Source organism: Olsenella profusa DSM 13989, from assembly GCF_030811115.1.
Classification (GTDB): Bacteria; Actinomycetota; Coriobacteriia; order Coriobacteriales; family Atopobiaceae; genus Olsenella_F; species Olsenella_F profusa.
In genome coordinates, this window is record NZ_JAUSQK010000001.1 from 1,767,413 (window position 1) to 1,783,471 (window position 16,059).

Here is a 16,059-nt window from a genome sequence, read left to right on the forward strand (position 1 = left end):
AAACATGAAGTATGTATACGAAGCAATCATAGAGCCCGTGGGCAGGTTCCTCGAGGTGAGGTTTCCCGACCTTGGTATCATCACCCAGGGAGAAGACTTGCAGGATGCTGCCTTCAGGGCACAGGACCTCTTGGAGAACCACATCGTTATGTCGCTCGAGAGGGGCGAGACCCTTCCCGTACCAACCTTCGGCAACGAGTGCAGCGCCAATGGCTACCGCATGGGCATTGTGGTGGAATGCGACAAGGATACCCCGGAGGATAAGACCATGAGCGTCAACGAGGCCGCAGACCTCCTGGACGTTACGCCCGCACGTATCCGGGCAATGATTCGCGACGGCATACTCGCCTCGCGCAAGGTCGGCATGGTTCATATGGTCGATGCGGCTAGCGTGATGCGACGCTTCAACGAACCCATCCATGCGGGCAGGCCGAGGAAGGAATCCGTGACAGCATAAGCGGGGCATGCGTCTTCTCCTGTCCGCAAGGCCCGGGCTGTCTGGGGTGGGGAGACGGGTTCAGAGAACATCGGAGGCAAACGGATGCTGTTCCTCATGTCTGGCCTGAGTGCATACGTCTACCTGTTCATGCTGCTTGCGCTGGGTCCTGCCATTGTGCTGATGGTCTATGTGTATCGGCTTGATACCCTTGACCGGGAGCCGATTGGGCTGCTGTGGTCGCTCGTCATGAGGGGTGTCGCTGCGGCACTCGCTGCAAGCCTCCTTGAGGCCATCGGCATGCGGGCCTTCGGGCTCCTCTCGGGTCTTGACCCCTCTGGCATGCAGTTTGAGGTTATGGGCGACCTCATGGTGGTCGGCGTGATCGAGGAGGGCGTCAAGTATGCGCTCATGGCTCGAAGGACCTGGAACAGCCCTGCCTTCAACTGTCGCTTCGACGGGGTTGTCTACGCCGTGTTCACGTCGCTGGGATTCGCGGGCATGGAGAACATCACGTATGGCCTGGCATATGGGCCAGGCGTGCTGTTCTCGCGCGCCATCATGGCCATTCCGGCCCACATGGGGTTTGCCGTGCTCTTTGGCCTGTTCTACGGGCAGGCCAAGCTCTGCGGCGTACGCGGGCACAGGCTTGCGTCTGCCCTCTGCGCCGTGGGCGGCTATGTGCTCTCGGTTGTGGCGCATGGCCTGTACGACTCGGCTGCCGCCATGGCGACAAATGAGTCGGGCGGACTCTTCCTGCTCGTCATGATGGCCGTATACCTAATCGTCTTCAAGGTCGCACGCTCGGCGGCGCGCCACGACCGCCGCTTTGCCTCATAGCCGGCGCCTGGGGCCCCATGACAACCCCACCTGTGCCATATACTATCGAGGAGTCTTCTTGCGACAGTTTGGGGTGAAGATGCAATTCGGCTTCTCGGTGGTGGGCATGGCGTTCCTCGCGCTGCTGTTCATTCCCAACGTCCTCTGGGCAAGAAGCCGACCCTCGGGCTACGAAGAGGTGGCAAGGCACGAGAGCCGCGTGTTGCTTGCGTTTGAGAGGGTCGGCCAGGCCGCCACCACCTGCGCCGCCATCGTGTTCGTCTGTCCGCAGGGTCTCTCCCTGCCTTGGCTGCTCTGGTTCGTTGCCGCTACCGTCCTCATGCTCCTGTACGAGCTTGCCTGGGTCCGCTACTTCAGGGGAGGGGAGGAGCTCGCCGGTATGTACGCGTCCCTCGGCCCCATCCCCGTGCCTCTGGCGTCTCGGCCTGTGGCCGCGTTTGGCCTCCTGGGTGTCTGGTGCCAATCACCGGTGGCGGTCATCTCTGCCGTCATCCTTGGCATCGGCCACATCGGCATCCACCTCGGACACCTGTCGGCACACTAGCCCATGCCTACGTGCGCCGTGGACATGCGCAGGGAGTCTTCGTCTTCAATCTGAAATTTCCGCAACAATGCTCATAAATTTCAGATGTGTCTTGCGGTCATGTCTCATGCTGTCTAAAATACCTATATGAAATTTCCGCAACAATGCTCATAAATTTCAGATGGGGTTGCCATGATTATAAGTCGTCCCAGCTACATGCAGAAGCTCATCTCTGGAATGGGGTCGGATCAGGTCAAGGTCGTCACGGGCATCAGGCGCTGCGGCAAGTCGTTTCTGGTATTCAACCTGTTCAAGGATTACCTGCTCAAGCGGGGTATCCCCAAGACCAACATCATCGAGATGGCGTTCGATCGGTTCAGCAACAGAAGATATCGAGACACCGAGACCTTCTATTCCCATGTGACGGAGGAGCTCGGTAAGACAAGCGGGAAACGTTACGTGCTTCTGGATGAGGTGCAGCTGCTCGACAGCTTCCCTGAGGTTCTTATGGACCTCATTGCCATGCCTGACGTTGACGTGTACGTGACGGGTAGCAACGCGCGGCTGCTGTCCAAGGACGTGGTGACCGAGTTTAGGGGACGCGGCCAGGAGATAGCGATGGCACCATTGAGCTTCTCGGAATTCATGAGTGCATATGGTGGCGACAAACGCGACGGCTACGCCGAATACGCCACGTATGGTGGGCTTCCTGCGGTGCTTTCCAAGAAGATGACCCAAGAGAAGGCCGATTATCTGTCCTCTCTCTATGACGTGCTCTACATTCGCGATATTGTCGAGCGCAATGGCATTCGCGACACGGGAAACCTTGAGGAGCTTATAGACGTACTGTCCTCGGCAATCGGGTCGCTCGTGAACCCCTCCAAGATTTCGGCGACTTTCAGGAGCGAAAAGAACACGACGATTGCCCCCGAGACCGTTGATCGCTACCTATCGCATTTAGAGGACGCGTTTCTTGTGAGCCGTGCGAAGCGCTACGACCTGAAGGGCCGGAGGTATATCGGCACCCCATTCAAACTCTACTTCTCGGACCTGGGGCTGCGCAACGCGCGCATGAACTTCCGACAGATGGAGGGCTCCCATATCATGGAGAACGTCATCTACAATGAGTTGAGGGGTCGAGGCTTTGGTGTTGATGTCGGAGTTGTGCCCACGGGCGTCAGGGGCAAGGATGGCAAGGTGTGCCGTACCCAGCTTGAGGTTGACTTCGTATGCAACAAGGGGAGCAAGCGCTACTACGTTCAGTCCGCCCTTGCCATGCCCACTCCCGAGAAGCGCGAGCAGGAGGAGCGGTCTCTCCTCAGGATCGATGATGGGTTCAAAAAGGCCATCATCACCAAGGAGGGGTTTGAGCCTCACTATGACGAGCATGGGGTGCTGACGATGAACGTCTACGACTTCCTGCTCGACGCGAATAGCCTTGACTTCTAAGTTTTTGTTCTATCTGTACTAGTACACATATGATAGAATCGGGCCGTCCGATAGGACAGGTCCCAAGGAGGCCATGCAATGGGCGCAGACGACATGTGCCAGCCGAGCGGCCCGATTCTCGCCGTCGAGGGTTACTCCAAGAGCTACGGGAGAAAGAGGGCCGTGGACAACGTCTCGTTCTCGGTCCTTCCGGGCAGCATCTTCGGCTTCGTGGGGCACAACGGCGCGGGCAAGACGACGCTCATCCGCTCCATCGTGGGCGCCCTTGCCTTCGACGAGGGCGACATCCGGATCTGCGGGAAATCGGTTCGCACGGATCCCGTCGCCTGCAAGCGGGTGTGCGCCTACGTGCCCGACAACCCGGACGTCTATGGCTTTCTCACAGGCATGCAATACCTCGACTACGTGGCGGACCTGTTCTGCGTTGGTTCCGATGAGCGGGTACGGCGCATAGACGGCTTCGCCAAGCGCCTGGGGATGGAAGACAGGCTTGGCGAGATGGTCTCCGCGTATTCGCACGGCATGAGGCAGAAGCTCGTTTTGATCGGAGCCTTCCTTCACGAGCCACGGCTGCTCGTGCTCGACGAGCCCTTCATCGGGCTCGACCCCGAGGCGGCATACGAGCTGCGCACCATGATGCGCGAGCTCACGTCGCGCGGCAGCGCCATCTTCCTCTCGAGCCACGTGCTCGACGCCGTGGAGAAGCTCTGCGACACGGTCGCGATCATCCGCCAGGGCGGCATCGTCCGCGTGGGGACGACCGACGAGGTCCGTAGGGACGAGAGCCTCGAGCAGGTGTTCCTCGAGCTCGCGAGGGAGACGCGCAATGGCTAGCCTCGCGCCCCTGCTCAGGGTCCAGGCGCTCGGCGCGTTCGGCGTGGGCCGCCTGATGAACGAGCGCGACCCCAAGGCGCGAAGGAGGCTCGCGCTCGCCGCCGTGGGCGTCGCCCTGCTCGCCGTGTATGTCGTGGCGTATATGTGGGCGGTCGGGCAGGCGTTCGTTGCGCTCGGTGCCGCGGGAGCACTGCCCGGCCTCGCCGTGGCGGCGGTGGGTGTGGGCTGCGTGTTCTCCACGTTCGCCAAGTCGAACGGACTCCTGTTCAGGTTCGGGGACTTCGACCTCGTCGTCTCGATGCCCGCGCCCCTGTGGGCCGTGGTCGTCTCGCGTGTCGCCCCGCTCTATGGCATGGGGCTTGTGTGCTCCCTGGTCCTCGGTGCACCGCTCATGGCTTCCTACCTGCTCGCGATCGGTGTTACGCCCGCAGGCGTCATCGTTTCCGTCTTGGCCCTGCTGCTGGCCCCGGCAGCCCCCCTGGCGCTCGCCCTTGCCGTCTCGTTCTGCGTGGCCTAGGCGGCGTCACGCACGCCCTTCGCCGACCGCGCGCTCGGCATCGTCGGCGTGCTCGTGACGGTCGCCATCGTGGTGGGGGTCACGCTCGCCACGGGAGGCGCGGGCGCGTCCGGTCAGGAGGGCCTCGATGCCCTTGTCCCCATGGGCGGGCAGCTGAGGGGAGCCGTGTCGGCGCTGTGGCCGCCCGCCGCATGGGCGGCGGACGCGATGGAGGGGAGCGTGCCCGCGCTTGCGCTGTACGCGGGCGTCTCAATGGCGTCCGGCGTTGCCGCAGTCGCGGTGCTTTCGCGCTTCCTGGTACCCATGAACTCCTTGCTCTGTGCCGGGGGCCTGCGTAGGGCGGGGAGTGCGCCTACGAGGACGGACGTCCCCCGAAGGCCCCTGGTCGCACTGGTCCGCAAGGAGCTCAGGCTGTGGCTCGGGACCCCGATATACCTCATGAACACCGCGCCCGGTCCCATCCTCGCACTCACCGTCGCCATCGCGGCGACCGTGGCCAGGCCCGATGTCATTGCGTCTGCGATGAACATCCCGGGGGCGGGCCGAGACGCGATCGCCACCCTGATGGTGGAGGTGCTTCCCTGGGCCCTGGGGCTCTGCATGGCGATGACATCACCTGCCGCCTCGTCGACCTCGCTTGAGGGGAGCGCGCGTTGGATTGTGCAGACCGCGCCGGTGCCCTCCTCCACGATAGTCGGCGCCAAGCTGGCGCTGAGCCTGCTCGTCACGGGACCTGCTTCCGTGATTGCCGGGACGATTGTCGCCGTTGGGGTCGCGAGGACGCCACTCGACGCCGTCCTGTGCGTCATCGCCCCATTGGCGATGGGTGCCCTGTCCTCGTGCCTGGGCGCCTTCCTGGACGTACGGCATCCCCACTATGGGTGGTCGAGCGCGTACGAGCCGGTCAAGCGCTCGGTGAGCGTCGGCATCTGCGTCGGCGTGGGCTTCCTTGCGACGTTCGCCGGGTTTGCGGCGACGTCGCTCACAGGTGGTGTAGGCACTGCGGCGGGCGTGGCCGTCGCACTGGTGGTCCTCACGGCGTCCGCGCTTGTTGCGAGGGCCGCGGTGCACATCCCGCTCCAGGACCGGTGAGGGGCGGGCGCGAGGCCCGATGGTATATTCAGCCTATGGCAGAGAGACATGCGCGGAGAAGGGGATGACATGATCCTCCATATTGACCAAACGGATCAGACACCCGTCTACCAGCAGATTCGCGACCAGATCGTGGCGGCCATCGCACGGGAGGAGCTCCTTCCCGCAGACCGGCTCCCCAGCGTGCGCACGCTCGCGTGCGACCTCGGCGTGAACCTCCATACCGTGAACAAGGCGTACGCCGTGCTGCGGGACGAGGGGTATCTCCTCATGCGCGGCCGCTCGGGGGCGATAGTGGCAGATTTTGGGCAGGTTGCGACACCCGAGCGCGTGGCGGCAAATGCGGAGCGGCTTGCGACAGGCCTCCGCCAGCTTGCCCTGGAGCACTGCGCCCAGGGTGGGACCGAGGAGACGTTCCTGGAGGCCGCGCGCACCCAGGCTACGTGCGTGTTCTCTGATTCGGGCGTGGCCGGGGTGCAGCGGGACGTGCGTGTGCTGGGCTTGGACGAGAGGGGCGATTGCCTGGGGGCCGATGGTTCACATGTCCGGCATGTTGCTCCGAGAGCTTCCGGGACCGCACCTGAAGGAGCATGATCGTGATCGCTGTCGCCACTATTGGCATGCTGGCGTTGCTGACGCTCGTCGTCGGCCTCCTGCTCGCCTTCACCCCGTATCTCATGCGCCGCACCGAGTGCTTCGCCGTGACGGTGCCCGCCTCCGCCCAGAGGGACCCGCGCCTCGTCTTGCTCAAGAGGCGCTACGCCGTGGTGATGCTCGTCCTGACGGCAGCGGCGACCATCTCCTCCCTGGCGGCTGGCATGCTGATGGTCTCTGGCCAGGAAGGGATTGGTACGGCGCTTATGTGCGCCGCCCTGCTCGTCCCTGTGGTCATGTCGTTCGTGCTCATGCTGCGCAACCGCCGCAGGGTGAGCGCGCTCAAGCGCTCCGAGGGTTGGGGGGTGAGGAGCCGTCAGGCGGTCGCCAGCGTCGCCGAGGAGGGCTTGCCAGGCGCGATTCCCCTAACATGGGACCTCATCTATGTTCCCGTCATCCTAGGGACGGTCTGCCTGGGGCTCGTGCTCTATCCCGGCATGCCCGATTTGCTTCCGATGCACGCCGACTTTCTGGGAAATGTCAATCGCTATGTGCCGAAGACGCCTGGCAGCGCCATTGGGTTTCCCGTTGCCTTCGAGGCGTTCCTGGCGGTGTGTTTCGCCTTCTCCCACTGGATGATTCTGCGCTCGAAGCGTCCGGTCGATCCCGGCGCGCCCGCCACGTCTGTCCTGGCGTACGGGCTCTTCGCTCGCGCCCAGAGCGTGCTCCTGCTTGCCACGGGAGTGCTCATGAGTGCGGGTTCCGGCCTTCTGTTCCTGCTCTCGTCAGCGGGGCTTATCGGGCTAGGCCAGGCAGGGCTCGGCATCATAATCCTCTGCGCTCCCTTTGCCATGGGCGGCGTGGTCCTCTCGGTCGTCTATGGGCAGATGGGCTCGCGTGTGTTCAGGAGGATGCAAGGGGGCGGCGAGCTCTTGTCAGACGATGACGAGCACTGGTGGCTCGGCATGTTCTACGTCAACCGGGGGGATGCGAGCATCTTTCTCCCCAAGCGATTCGGCTTTGGCTGGACTCTGAACTTCGCGCGGCCGGCGGCCTGGGCGCTCGTCGTGGGGATTCCTGCCCTTACCGTTGGGTTTGTCCTGCTTGTGTCCATCCTGACGGGATAGGCAGGGAGGCATGGCCAGCCCTCGGCGGTGGTGCCGGGGCTCATCCTTTTTGCGCCCGTCATGGTGCTGCTACTGGCCGCCGTCGACTACGTGCTGTTGCTGCTCACCTCCTCGTACGGTTTCGCGTCTGTGGTTCGTGCGTGCAGGCAGGACCTCATCACGGGCGCCGCGGCGACGGTTCTCCTTGTGTTGCACCTGCTGTTCGTTACCGATGTCGTGGCAGCGATCATCCTGCATTCAAAGGTGTGCAAGGCGGGGTGCGCCCTGGCCTTCAGGGGGGACCGTCCCGACGGCATGAGCCCTGTCGGGATATGATGGCTGATGGCTCGTAGTGGTGGCTGGCCGTGGCATCGCGCTCGCTGGTTCGTGGGGGCCGGGCGAGATGCGCGAGTCCGCGAGTCATTGTGTGGCACGCCCTCGATACCATGAGGTAGGTGACGTGGTGATCGCACGACCTGCTCTCGTTTGCTTGCATGCCTACTGTGTGTCCCGCAATGAGAGGGACGACCCGACGGAGATGCTATGCTCTGTCTCAAGGGCACTCATCCCATCTGGCGAGAGGGGAGCAGCACATGGCTTTTGGTACGGTCCTCCTACTCAATGGTATCTTCTTTGTCTATCTGATTCTTGCGGTCGTTGCGGTCGTGTTCATAGGGGCGGGACTTGTCGTCACCATCGTCTTTGCCGTGGGCTCAAAGAGGCGTGCTGCCCAGGGGAAGAAGCTTGGGCTCAAGAAGGCCATCCCCATCACTTTGTTCGTTGTGGGTCTTGTGCCGGCGGTAATCGTTGTCGGCACGTATGCCCATCTGTCTGCGGGTGCGGCAAGGAGCCAGGCCAAAGACGAGGCTACCGACAAGGCATTTGCATGCGTGGATTCGCATGACGTAAAGGGCCTCCTGGCTGTGTTCGACGCCAATCCGGACATTGCCATTGATGACTATGCCTGTCGCGAAAGCCTAGCGTCGGGGGAGTCGCTTCTGCATCGTGCGGTCAGGAAAGATGACTATGAGATGGTTGACACCCTGCTTGCCAGGGGGGCTCACCCCACTGAGGAACTGCTTCTTTTTGCATGTGACTATACGGACTGGGACAGCCGCTATGGAGAAAGCTTCCTTCAGCAGGGCCTGGATGCCTACAACCCCAAGATCGTCAATGTCCTGCTTGATGCGGGGGTCGACATGAAGCGGTCACAAGCGAAGTTGCCTCTCAACTACTTTGTTACAGCCATGTGTGGCAATGGCCTAGATGACGGCGACATCGTCATCATCAAGAAGATGCTCCAGCAGGGTGCCCGGCCAGATGCGGTCGATGGCAACGGCAAACGGGCCATTGACGTCTTCAACGAGACGCTTCAGGAGCCCTGGGCACAAAAAGCCGCTGGTCAAACGGATAAGGTGGAGGAGGTCAGAGGTTTGCTCACACCCCAAGGGTAGGGCTCATGGATGCAGCGGACATTCTGCGTCGAACCCATGCAGGATGGCGCACAGGGCACACGGGCGTCTGGTGGCATGGGTGCCACGACGTTCTCGTATGGCGAGGTTTTCGCTTCTCGGTGTGTGCGGTGATGGCCCCATGCGCTGTACCAGGTGACAACGTCTAGCCGCCAGTTTTCGGATGGGGCAAAAACCCTTGCTCATGACGTCGCGTAATGAACTGTAATGGGATGGCAGGGAGGCATTGGCATGAGCGAGAAGAGATATACGAGCGGTGAGATTGCCGTTGCTGCGGTCTGACGATTCGTACGGTTCGACATTACGACCACATCGGTCTGCTGCCCTCACGTCATACCCGCCGCAATGGCCCCGATGGCAACCATCGACTTGTGGCCGCCAGTCATGATAGGCCCTACCCATGGAACGTATGAGAGTTGTCCATATCAGCCTGCACGTTGCCGTCTGCACCCTTGCCACGCTCCTGCTCTGCGTCTGTCTTGCGGGATGCGAGAGCACGGGCATGGGCGAGTTCGGCTCCTCGCGCGATACGTCGGCCCTCTGGAACCAGCAGGTCCCAGAGGGAGGTGGCGCCATCCTCATCATGGGTGACGACTCCTCTCGGTTCTGGAAAACCTACCAGTTCGATGCCGGTGGGACGCTTGTCGCATCGGAGAGTTTCAATTCCGATGGGGGCACGTGGTCGGTCAGCTACTATCACTACGACCAAGGGAGGCTCTCTTCGGTTACCGGCTCGTGCGAGGGCGGCGGGCCGAACACCGAGAGGTCGTTCGAGACCACCTACAGCTATCACGATGACGGCAGCCTTAACGTCTCCCGTCGAGAAGATGGCACGTTGACCATGACGAAGAGCTATGACGCCGCCGGGAGAATCGTCGAATCGAACGCTGTCACCTCCAATGACCGCGAGACCTTCGAGTACGACGATCAGGGCCGCCAGACGGCGCATTGGCACTACGGATCCCATGGCGACGAGATCGACTGGCCCAGCTCCCAAACATACGAGTATGGCACCGATGACCAGGGCGACTTCGAGCGTACGTACTATTATGATAGGGACACACAGCAGCCGGACAGTTGCTGCACGAACTGGCTCGATTCCGAAGGGCGCGTGGTCAGATCGGTTCGCTCGACATTGCGGGACGACGGGACCTGGGCCCTCGATGGTTCGTCCATCGAGACCTGTACGTATGATGAGACGGTCGAGTACTATCCCAACACGAACAAGGTATCCTCGAGGACAAAGACGCGGGACTCAAGTGACCCGGCATCAGCGGAATCGTCTACGACCATCTATGATGAGCAGGGGTTTCCGGTCTCCTACGCCAGGACGGCCTATGGTAAGACCCATACCACGTTGGCAACGTACAGGGGCAATGTGCCCGCGGGGTTCTTGGATGACGGCTTGGACGCCCCCAAGGCTCCCTCCATCTTGGATTAGACTGGTGTGGGTTGCTGTGCCAGCTAGCCTGCCCGGACGAGTCACGCGTTCCACGCTGGCGCTGGCGGTGGCGGGGACGAGCACGATCTCCCTAGGTTCCGTCTCCGAGAGGAGCGCGTCGGTGAGTCCCCTTGTGCCAGCCAGATAGGACGTCAGGAACAGCTTCATCGGTGTCTCCGCTCGCTTTCGGTCCGAGAGGGTCCAGGTCCATCATGCAATTCCGCAAGCTGGAGCTCTCCTACCTTCGATACTCCTTCAGCTTCTTCGGCATGGGTGTCCAGCAGCTCCCCTGAGTAGGCCATGTCTGCGGTAATGCCTCCCCCTTGCGCATCGTCCAACTCTCGGGCAGTTGCACGCGCTCGGCGGGTCATTGTCGCCACAGGGACCTTAGCCCGGCGAGTGGTTTTCGACCGTGGACTCCAGGAACCGGTCGATGGCGGTGTTGACGAAGGCGGGGTCATCGACGTTGGCGTTGTGTCCCGCGCCCTCGACCCAGATGACGGGCACGCCGGTCTCCCTCGACCACGCCTTGTCGTAGGCCTTGACGAAGCCCGCCGCATCCTCGGTCCCGCATACGATCATGAGCGGGCAGTCGATGCGGTACGCGCGGTCTTTCGCCACGGCGTCGGAGATCGCCCTAAAGCCCCCGCCGTACAGCGCACAGAGCTCCCTCTTCGAGTAACGCTCGATCTGCCGGAGCATGTTCCTTCGCCCGTGCTCGGTGGTCGAGCAGTTCCCCGCGATCTGGCCGCGCAGGAAGCCTTCGGTGCCCCAGAGCCGGCATATCCCCTCCATGTGGCGCAGCACGGCCAGGTGCCATCTTTTGTAGTAGCGTCGCTGCATAGGTGACGAGTCGATGGAGACGAAGGCGGCCGTGCGGGTGGGGAAGAGGTCGAGGTAGGCCTGCGCGACGTAGCCGCCGAGCGACTGGCCGACGAGGACGGGATGCACCGCCCCACACGCCTCGAGGATTTCGCAAAGCGCGCCGGCCATGTCGTCGAGGTCGAGCCTCTTGCCCCACGGGCGCGAGAGCCCGTGGCCCGGAGCGTCCCAGACGACGAGGTTCCAGCGCCTCGCGAAGTGGGCGAACTGGGGGTCGAACAGGGTGTGGTCGGCCGAGAGGCCGGGCAGGAAGGCCACCCACCCGCGCTCCGCGTCCGCCCGCTCGCTCACCCAGTAGCGCACCTCTCCGTGCTCGGTGCGCAATGTCCGTTCGACCATCCCTGCAGCGATTGCGGGCTCGACGTCGCCCGGGTACGGTGCATCGCAAGGCGACGGCAGGCCTTCGAGATCGCCGCTCATGAGGCCACCTCCTCGGAAAGCGCGACGCACCAGCGGTCGATGATCGCCCCCATGTCGCACTCTATCCCGTCGACGTCGATGTCGTCGGCCTCAAGCACCCCGTGCTTCCGGGTCGAGCGCGCCACCTCACCCAGGGCCGTCTCCCAGAGATGGAGGTAGAGACCGAGCTTGTTGCCGAAATAGTGGGAGAGCGGGGGCTTGGAGACGCCACCTGCCACGGCGACCTCCGACATGGGAGCCTTGGCGTAGGGGCAGCGCAAGAACATCCCGAACCCCGCGTCGAGCATCGCGTCGCGCCATGCGGCAGGCAACGCGAGGAAGTGCTCGTTCATGACCGGATCCCTCCTTCTGACCGAATCGGTTAATGAGAGGGTATCGTATCCCCGTTGATCGGACGGCCGAAGGGGCGGAGCCAAGTTCAACGTCATCTGCTTGAGCCGTCGCTTTCCCAGCTGCCATGGCCGTCGCAAAGGACGGGACCACGGGCGTCGTGCTGGAGGACGAGATGGCTGCCCCGTTCTCCTGGTGTACGTGCCTTCGTGCCATCCGGCCCCAGACTTCCCGACGTATACCATCGCCATCGACCGCTCCCAGTCCGGCATCACCGTCAGTGACACGTTCTCAGCCTCAGATCGGCAGGCCAAGGTCGTGACCAACCACGACGGCTCCGTCGACCTCCACATCTTCGTGGATCGCATGAGCGTCGAGGTCTTCACGGCGGATGACACCGTCTCTGGTGCCAACCAGATCTTCCCCACGGGCTATCCCGATGGCCTGGCCGCATTCGCCGAGAACGGTGTGGCAACGCTCGATGCCACAGTGCATCAGCTGGCCGGCATCTGGACCGTCAAGGGCGAGCAGTCCTTGACGCCTACCGGCATCAGCGTTGACGCCACGTCTGTGGTTGCCAACCCTGGCGCCACGAGCGACGTGCGCGTGTGGGTGACGCCGGGTTATACGGACCAGGGTTGGACCGTCTCCTCGAGCGAACCAGGCGTGGCGTGGGTCGTACGCGCCGATACAGGCCTCAGCATCGTCGCCAGCAGGCCTGGCACCACGACGATCACCATCGCGAGTGCGGCAGATCCTTCCATCACCAAGACCATCACCGTCACCGTCCATGCCAACGAGTTCAAGACCAACGTCGATGGCCTCACTCCCACGGCAGGCACGTGGCACATCGATGGCCGAGCCTATCACGTCGATGGCGCCGGGCTCAACGCGTTCCTCATGTCCTCCGAGGAGTACAGCCTGGATGGGAACTTCTCGTATGAGGTGGACGTGAACTACAGCGACTCCACCACCAACCTGGTGTTTGGCTCTCAGATCACCGATCCGTTTGGCGGCTGCTACGCCATCCGGCTTCGTTCGGATGGCACGCTGCGGCTGTTCGACTTCAAGGGTGACCATACCTTCACCCAGGTGGCGGCCGACCTCTCCTACGGGCACACGTACCATGTAACCGCCACGGTACGGGATGGTACCGTTCGCGTCTCCATCGATGGCACGGGGCTCATCGCCTACCAGCTCACCGACCAGGACAAGGCCGATGCCCGTGCGTATGAGAAGGGCTATGTGGATCTTGGCGTCTGGGACACCGCTATGACACGGCGCACCCCAAGTCGATCCCCACTCCTCCTCCGACACCCAGGCAGTGCCACCATCACCATCATGGGCGGTACGGGTGTGGGTACCGTTGCTGGTGGGGTTGCGACCATCCCGGTCGTTGTGTGTGGCATTGCAGGGATGGTGCAGCAGCTGGCACCACGGTGGTCATCATCATGCTCTCACCAGCATGGATTCCAGAGCGTATGGGGATCCTATCGCCTATGGATCGGCTGCCTCACATATTGTCGGCAGGTTCGTGGCGATGCCCGTCGGCGCTGATGCGACGATGGGCACCCACGGCGAGTGCCGACACACCCATCCCGGCGGTCGCGGGAGCGTTTTGGCCCCAAGTGCGTGATGCTCCTTGCCAATTCGGGAGAAATCAAGGGCGCAATTGGCCCGTCACGTGCCATCCAATTCCACCTCGAGCGCATCGGGCGAGGAAATTGGCAGCAAACGAGCCTTCCACCGTCGCAGAAGCGACAAGGGAGCCACGCACTTGGGGCCAAAACGCTCCACGGAGGCCATGAGACACCTACGTCTACGCTGTGGGCGAGGGATTGGGCGCGCGACGCTTTGCCCGGCGCAGTGCCTTGAAGTCGCTCTCCAGCATGGCGACGGCACCTTCGGGCAGGTAGACCGCAAGTCTGCCGCCGCCTACGCTAAAGGTGGCCGATCCGTCATCCGCGATGGTCACATCTGCCTCGTCTCCCAGCACGCAGCGCCACGTTTCGCCGGCGTGGGAGGTGCCCACGCTCATGGTAAGCTGCGTCTGGTCGCGGTCGGTGAGAAGCACGGCCACGCCGCTGTCCTCATGGTCTCCATCGCCCTCGCGCGTCCAGCCGATGTCATCGGCGTTCGCAAGGAAGTCGTGCTGGGGACCATAGGCAAAGCGACGGCGGACCTCCATGAGCAGGGGCAGCTCGGCCACGGCGGGGACGTTGCCGTCGTTGGGCATGCCGTAGAGGTCACCGTAGAAGACACAGGGGTAGCCGGCCTCGCGCAGCAGGATGCAGGCATAGGCGCTGGGCTTGAACCAGGGCTCGATGAAGGACTGCAGGGCCTGGCCAGGTTGGGTGTCATGGTTCTCCACGAAGGTCACGGCATGAGTGGGATCGGCACCTACGAGCGTGTTGTCGAAGAGGGTGGAGAGGTTCATGTCGCCGTTCGACGTCGAGGCAGTGTACAGCTTGTAGTGTAGAGGCACGTCGAAGAGGCTCATGGGCGCGTCATCGCCCAGATAGTCCCTGAGCTCCTGGAGGTCGCCCGACCAGTACTCGCCCACGGTGAAGAGCTCTTTGCCGCTCGTCGTGCGCATCTGCGCCAGCCACCTGCGGTAGAACTCGCGCTCGATGTGCTTGACGGCGTCCAGGCGATAGCCGTCGAGGTCGCAGGTCTTGGTGTACCACGCGCCCCAGGCCACGAGCTCGTCGAAGACGGGCTGGTACATCACGTCGACGTCGCAGCCCATGAGGTAGTCGTAGTTGCCGTTCTCGTGGGTGACGTCGGGGTCCCAGTGCTTGCCCGCAAAGCGGAAGATGCCGCTGCGGTTTGTGGCGGCATCGTAGTCGCAGCCGTGGAAGCAGTGCCAGTTCCAGGTGAACGTCGAGTACGCGCCTGCGCGCCCGGGGAAGGTGTAGCGGGTCCAGGCCGTGATGGTCTGCTCGCCGCCTGCGGGCTGGTCGCGGTCCTGGGGGTTGACCTCCACGGCTCGCACCTGCTCGGCCTCGTCGGCGCCCATGCGGTGGTTGAGCACCACGTCCGCGAGCACCTGGATGCCTGCGGCCTTGAGGGCACGGATGGCGGCAAGGTACTCGTCCTTGGTGCCGTACTTGGTGGCGACGCTGCCCTTCTGGTCGAACTCTCCCAGGTCGTAGGTGTCGTAGACGCCATAGCCCACGTCGTTAGCACCGGCCTGCCCCTTGTAGGCGGGCGGGAGCCAGATGCTGGTGATGCCGCTGGCAGCGAAGGCCTTGGCGTTTTTGCGCAGGCGCTCCCAGTGTTTGCCGTCGGCTGGCAGGTACCAGGAGAAGCCTTGGAGCATGGTGCCGTTGAAGGTGGTCATGAGGCCCTCCTCGGATGTGTGGTCGGGGCACGTCCGGCCCCGCGGGTTGGTTCGATCCCTATGCCCAGCGCAGGGGCCTGCCGGCTCCCAGCTCGAAGTGGCGCTTGACGATGCCCAGGTCCACGGTGGCATAGGGGCCACCCTTGGACTCCACTCGTACGGTGGGCGCCACCCCGTCGTCATCCCGCCCGTCCACAAGGGTGAGCAGGAAGCTCTGCTGGTTGATGGAGGTGGGGGCAAGGCGCGCCGCCTCGACGCCTCGCTGGAACCAGTCCGGGGAGCCCGGGAGACCCGTCGCGACCTTGTTCGCGTCCTTGGAGCGGTGCGGGACGCCCTGCGTGGTGCCGTGCCCCAGGGCCACGACGACCACAAGCCGATCGCCCGGCTCCAGCATGCGCCTCACCTGGCGCCGCTTGAAGGTGAGTGCCACCCAGCAGCTGTTAAGCCCCATGCGCTGCGCCTCCAGGACGACGCGCTCGCCGTGGTAGCCACAGCGCTCCTCGAGGTCGTCGGCAGGGACGCCTGCCAGGACGAGGTAGGTGCGCACGTTGCGGAACCTGCCGTAGTGCGCCATGGTGCTCCTGAAGGCCTTGGGCTCGTCGCAGATCAGGCGCATGTGCAGGTCGCCGGCCGCGTTCTCCTCGGCGATGATGCGCTCGAGCTCCTCGCGCTGCCCGGGGTCGATGGGCTCGTCGGTGAACGCGCGCACCGAGTGGCGTGTCTCGATAGCTTCGGTCAGGTCCATGGGACATTCCTTCCTTGGGTGGGGTTCGTCCTGTC

Annotated in this window: 18 protein-coding genes; 14 read left to right on the forward strand and 4 right to left on the reverse strand. The window is 63.2% G+C overall.

Going from position 1 to position 16,059, the window contains the following annotated elements:
- Positions 1-4: 4 nt before the first annotated feature.
- The 13 genes from J2S71_RS08140 (at position 5) to J2S71_RS08195 (ending at position 10,304) form a co-directional block, all read left to right on the forward strand.
- Positions 5-457 carry a type II toxin-antitoxin system HicB family antitoxin gene (locus J2S71_RS08140; RefSeq protein ID WP_307390652.1) on the forward strand — a complete coding sequence of 151 codons (453 nt, stop codon included), beginning with the start codon at positions 5-7 and terminating at the stop codon, positions 455-457.
- A gap of 96 nt (positions 458-553) precedes the next feature.
- On the forward strand, positions 554-1,276 hold the full coding sequence (locus J2S71_RS08145; RefSeq protein ID WP_307390655.1) for a PrsW family intramembrane metalloprotease: 723 nt from the start codon (positions 554-556) through the stop codon (positions 1,274-1,276).
- Positions 1,277-1,334: 58 nt separating this feature from the next.
- On the forward strand, positions 1,335-1,820 hold the full coding sequence (locus J2S71_RS08150; protein ID WP_307390657.1) for a hypothetical protein: 486 nt from the start codon (positions 1,335-1,337) through the stop codon (positions 1,818-1,820).
- A gap of 171 nt (positions 1,821-1,991) precedes the next feature.
- Positions 1,992-3,248 (forward strand): ATP-binding protein, encoded by a 1,257-nt coding sequence (locus J2S71_RS08155; RefSeq protein WP_021725701.1) that lies wholly within the window; start codon positions 1,992-1,994, stop codon positions 3,246-3,248.
- Positions 3,249-3,326: 78 nt separating this feature from the next.
- Positions 3,327-4,082, forward strand: coding sequence for an ABC transporter ATP-binding protein (locus tag J2S71_RS08160; RefSeq protein ID WP_307390660.1), 756 nt, complete (start codon positions 3,327-3,329; stop codon positions 4,080-4,082).
- On the forward strand, positions 4,075-4,599 hold the full coding sequence (locus tag J2S71_RS08165; protein WP_307390663.1) for a hypothetical protein: 525 nt from the start codon (positions 4,075-4,077) through the stop codon (positions 4,597-4,599). Before J2S71_RS08160 ends, J2S71_RS08165 begins: the two co-directional genes overlap by 8 nt.
- 48 nt (positions 4,600-4,647) lie before the next feature.
- Entirely contained in the window at positions 4,648-5,691 is a 1,044-nt protein-coding gene (locus J2S71_RS08170; protein ID WP_307390665.1) for a hypothetical protein, read from the forward strand.
- Between the two features lie 69 nt (positions 5,692-5,760).
- The gene (locus J2S71_RS08175; protein ID WP_307390668.1) at positions 5,761-6,285 is read left to right on the forward strand and encodes a GntR family transcriptional regulator; all 525 of its coding nucleotides are present in this window, start codon (positions 5,761-5,763) and stop codon (positions 6,283-6,285) included.
- Positions 6,282-7,412, forward strand: a complete 1,131-nt coding sequence (locus J2S71_RS08180) for a DUF1648 domain-containing protein (RefSeq protein ID WP_307390670.1) — start codon at positions 6,282-6,284, stop codon at positions 7,410-7,412. The genes J2S71_RS08175 and J2S71_RS08180 overlap by 4 nt, the downstream gene beginning before the upstream one ends.
- 30 nt (positions 7,413-7,442) lie before the next feature.
- Complete coding sequence (locus tag J2S71_RS08185) at positions 7,443-7,727, forward strand: DUF6652 family protein (protein WP_503122925.1); 285 nt, start codon at positions 7,443-7,445, stop codon at positions 7,725-7,727.
- A gap of 257 nt (positions 7,728-7,984) precedes the next feature.
- Positions 7,985-8,845 (forward strand): ankyrin repeat domain-containing protein, encoded by an 861-nt coding sequence (locus tag J2S71_RS08190; protein WP_307390676.1) that lies wholly within the window; start codon positions 7,985-7,987, stop codon positions 8,843-8,845.
- A 296-nt stretch (positions 8,846-9,141) separates the two neighbouring features.
- Positions 9,142-9,276 (forward strand): MerR family transcriptional regulator, encoded by a 135-nt coding sequence (locus J2S71_RS12330; protein ID WP_370873237.1) that lies wholly within the window; start codon positions 9,142-9,144, stop codon positions 9,274-9,276.
- The gene (locus tag J2S71_RS08195; protein ID WP_307390678.1) at positions 9,264-10,304 is read left to right on the forward strand and encodes a hypothetical protein; all 1,041 of its coding nucleotides are present in this window, start codon (positions 9,264-9,266) and stop codon (positions 10,302-10,304) included. The genes J2S71_RS12330 and J2S71_RS08195 overlap by 13 nt, the downstream gene beginning before the upstream one ends.
- Before the next feature lie 387 nt (positions 10,305-10,691).
- On the opposite strand, the gene J2S71_RS08200 is transcribed toward J2S71_RS08195, so the two are convergent.
- Positions 10,692-11,606 carry an alpha/beta fold hydrolase gene (locus tag J2S71_RS08200; RefSeq protein WP_307390681.1) on the reverse strand — a complete coding sequence of 305 codons (915 nt, stop codon included), beginning with the start codon at positions 11,604-11,606 and terminating at the stop codon, positions 10,692-10,694.
- Positions 11,603-11,938 (reverse strand): TetR/AcrR family transcriptional regulator, encoded by a 336-nt coding sequence (locus tag J2S71_RS08205; protein ID WP_307390683.1) that lies wholly within the window; start codon positions 11,936-11,938, stop codon positions 11,603-11,605. The genes J2S71_RS08200 and J2S71_RS08205 overlap by 4 nt, the downstream gene beginning before the upstream one ends.
- A 193-nt stretch (positions 11,939-12,131) precedes the next feature.
- Between J2S71_RS08205 and J2S71_RS08210 the strand changes: the two genes are divergently transcribed.
- Positions 12,132-13,493 carry a GH32 C-terminal domain-containing protein gene (locus J2S71_RS08210; protein WP_307390685.1) on the forward strand — a complete coding sequence of 454 codons (1,362 nt, stop codon included), beginning with the start codon at positions 12,132-12,134 and terminating at the stop codon, positions 13,491-13,493.
- A 262-nt stretch (positions 13,494-13,755) separates the two neighbouring features.
- Here the strand turns inward: J2S71_RS08210 and J2S71_RS08215 are convergent, their stop codons facing one another.
- Both J2S71_RS08215 and J2S71_RS08220 read right to left on the reverse strand, forming a co-directional pair.
- Positions 13,756-15,279, reverse strand: a complete 1,524-nt coding sequence (locus J2S71_RS08215; RefSeq protein WP_307390688.1) for an alpha-amylase — start codon at positions 15,277-15,279, stop codon at positions 13,756-13,758.
- A gap of 58 nt (positions 15,280-15,337) precedes the next feature.
- Positions 15,338-16,024, reverse strand: a complete 687-nt coding sequence (locus tag J2S71_RS08220; RefSeq protein WP_307390690.1) for a nitroreductase family protein — start codon at positions 16,022-16,024, stop codon at positions 15,338-15,340.
- Positions 16,025-16,059 lie beyond the last annotated feature (35 nt).

Coding starts and splice junctions, on each gene's coding strand:
- J2S71_RS08220 (WP_307390690.1), bottom strand. CDS start 16,024: ATGGACCTGACCGAAGCTATCGAGACACGCCACTCGGTGCGCGCGTTC.
- J2S71_RS08160 (WP_307390660.1), top strand. CDS start 3,327: ATGGGCGCAGACGACATGTGCCAGCCGAGCGGCCCGATTCTCGCCGTC.
- J2S71_RS08175 (WP_307390668.1), top strand. CDS start 5,761: ATGATCCTCCATATTGACCAAACGGATCAGACACCCGTCTACCAGCAG.
- J2S71_RS08165 (WP_307390663.1), top strand. CDS start 4,075: ATGGCTAGCCTCGCGCCCCTGCTCAGGGTCCAGGCGCTCGGCGCGTTC.
- J2S71_RS08200 (WP_307390681.1), bottom strand. CDS start 11,606: ATGAGCGGCGATCTCGAAGGCCTGCCGTCGCCTTGCGATGCACCGTAC.
- J2S71_RS08195 (WP_307390678.1), top strand. CDS start 9,264: ATGGAACGTATGAGAGTTGTCCATATCAGCCTGCACGTTGCCGTCTGC.
- J2S71_RS08190 (WP_307390676.1), top strand. CDS start 7,985: ATGGCTTTTGGTACGGTCCTCCTACTCAATGGTATCTTCTTTGTCTAT.
- J2S71_RS08205 (WP_307390683.1), bottom strand. CDS start 11,938: ATGAACGAGCACTTCCTCGCGTTGCCTGCCGCATGGCGCGACGCGATG.
- J2S71_RS08215 (WP_307390688.1), bottom strand. CDS start 15,279: ATGACCACCTTCAACGGCACCATGCTCCAAGGCTTCTCCTGGTACCTG.
- J2S71_RS08155 (WP_021725701.1), top strand. CDS start 1,992: ATGATTATAAGTCGTCCCAGCTACATGCAGAAGCTCATCTCTGGAATG.
- J2S71_RS08180 (WP_307390670.1), top strand. CDS start 6,282: ATGATCGTGATCGCTGTCGCCACTATTGGCATGCTGGCGTTGCTGACG.
- J2S71_RS08140 (WP_307390652.1), top strand. CDS start 5: ATGAAGTATGTATACGAAGCAATCATAGAGCCCGTGGGCAGGTTCCTC.
- J2S71_RS08145 (WP_307390655.1), top strand. CDS start 554: ATGTCTGGCCTGAGTGCATACGTCTACCTGTTCATGCTGCTTGCGCTG.